Below are 2229 nucleotides of genomic sequence, written 5' to 3' on the forward strand. Positions count from 1 at the left end.
ATTGAGCATCAAACTTTAAATTGAAGAGTTTGATCATGGCTCAGATTGAACGCTGGCGGCAGGCTTAACACATGCAAGTCGAACGGTAACATGAGTGCTTGCACTTGATGACGAGTGGCGGACGGGTGAGTAAGGTATGGGGATCTGCCGAATGGAGGGGGACAACAGTTGGAAACGACTGCTAATACCGCATAAAGTTGAGAGACCAAAGCATGGGACCTACGGGCCATGCGCCATTTGATGAACCCATATGGGATTAGCTAGTTGGTGGGGTAAAGGCTCACCAAGGCGACGATCTCTAGCTGGTCTGAGAGGATGACCAGCCACACTGGAACTGAGACACGGTCCAGACTCCTACGGGAGGCAGCAGTGGGGAATATTGCACAATGGGGGGAACCCTGATGCAGCCATGCCGCGTGTATGAAGAAGGCCTTCGGGTTGTAAAGTACTTTCGGTGATGAGGAAGGTGATGAATCTAATAGGTTTATTAATTGACGTTAATCACAGAAGAAGCACCGGCTAACTCCGTGCCAGCAGCCGCGGTAATACGGAGGGTGCGAGCGTTAATCGGAATGACTGGGCGTAAAGGGCATGTAGGCGGATAATTAAGTTAGGTGTGAAAGCCCTGGGCTCAACCTAGGAATTGCACTTAAAACTGGTTAACTAGAGTATTGTAGAGGAAGGTAGAATTCCACGTGTAGCGGTGAAATGCGTAGAGATGTGGAGGAATACCGGTGGCGAAGGCGGCCTTCTGGACAGATACTGACGCTGAGATGCGAAAGCGTGGGGAGCAAACAGGATTAGATACCCTGGTAGTCCACGCTGTAAACGATGTCGATTTGGAGTTTGTTGCCTAGAGTGATGGGCTCCGAAGCTAACGCGATAAATCGACCGCCTGGGGAGTACGGCCGCAAGGTTAAAACTCAAATGAATTGACGGGGGCCCGCACAAGCGGTGGAGCATGTGGTTTAATTCGATGCAACGCGAAGAACCTTACCTGGTCTTGACATCCACAGAATCTTGTAGAGATACGAGAGTGCCTTCGGGAACTGTGAGACAGGTGCTGCATGGCTGTCGTCAGCTCGTGTTGTGAAATGTTGGGTTAAGTCCCGCAACGAGCGCAACCCTTATCCTTTGTTGCCATCGATTAGGTCGGGAACTCAAAGGAGACTGCCGTTGATAAAGCGGAGGAAGGTGGGGACGACGTCAAGTCATCATGGCCCTTACGACCAGGGCTACACACGTGCTACAATGGCGTATACAAAGGGAGGCGACCTCGCGAGAGTAAGCGGACCTCACAAAGTACGTCTAAGTCCGGATTGGAGTCTGCAACTCGACTCCATGAAGTCGGAATCGCTAGTAATCGTGAATCAGAATGTCACGGTGAATACGTTCCCGGGCCTTGTACACACCGCCCGTCACACCATGGGAGTGGGTTGCACCAGAAGTAGATAGCTTAACCTTCGGGAGGGCGTTTACCACGGTGTGGTTCATGACTGGGGTGAAGTCGTAACAAGGTAACCGTAGGGGAACCTGCGGTTGGATCACCTCCTTACGAAGTGCTCGTAAGTGTTCACACAGATTGTTTGTTTAGAAGAGAAATAATTAAGTCCCCTTCGTCTAGAGGCCTAGGACATCGCCCTTTCACGGCGGTAACAGGGGGTCGAATCCCCTAGGGGACGCCATAAAATGTGATGAAATTATTTTTCTAAAAAAATTATGTTTGTATTTACTTGATTTAGTGGTTAAGTGAATAGAAAGATAAAGCTCTTTAACAATTAGGAACAAGCTGAAAGAAACGAGTTCTCGTTTTTACGAAAGGCTTTTAATTATAGGTTTAGTTAAAGTTTATTGAACTTTGATTGAACAATCTATAAATAAAAAGAGAATAAGTAAGAAAGAGAAGAAAGCGTAATTTAAACCAAGACAACTGTGAGTTGTAAGGTTAAGAAATTAAGCGTACACGGTGGATGCCTAGGCAATCAGAGGCGAAGAAGGACGTGTTAATCTGCGAAAAGCGACGGTAAGCTGATAAAAAGCGTAATAGCCGTCGATGTCCGAATGGGGAAACCCAGTGTGGGTAACTACACTATCATCTAATGAATTCATAGTTAGATGAGGCGAACCGGGAGAACTGAAACATCTAAGTACCCCGAGGAAAAGAAATCAACCGAGATTCCCTAAGTAGCGGCGAGCGAAAGGGGAGGAGCCCAAGCGGGTAGCATAAGG

1 tRNA gene and 2 rRNA genes are annotated in these 2229 nt (G+C 48.1%); all 3 read left to right on the forward strand.

From position 1 onward, the window contains the following. Window positions 1-17: 17 nt before the first annotated feature. Window positions 18-1555: ribosomal RNA gene (locus A9G38_RS07560) — 16S ribosomal RNA — on the forward strand. A gap of 54 nt (window positions 1556-1609) precedes the next feature. Then, window positions 1610-1685: transfer RNA gene (locus A9G38_RS07565), tRNA-Glu, on the forward strand. A 258-nt stretch (window positions 1686-1943) separates the two neighbouring features. After that, a 23S ribosomal RNA gene (locus A9G38_RS07570) occupies window positions 1944-2229 on the forward strand; the annotation flags it as partial.

This window comes from Gilliamella sp. Imp1-1 (genome assembly GCF_001690415.1).
In the GTDB taxonomy this organism is placed as follows: Bacteria; Pseudomonadota; Gammaproteobacteria; order Enterobacterales; family Orbaceae; genus Gilliamella; species Gilliamella bombi.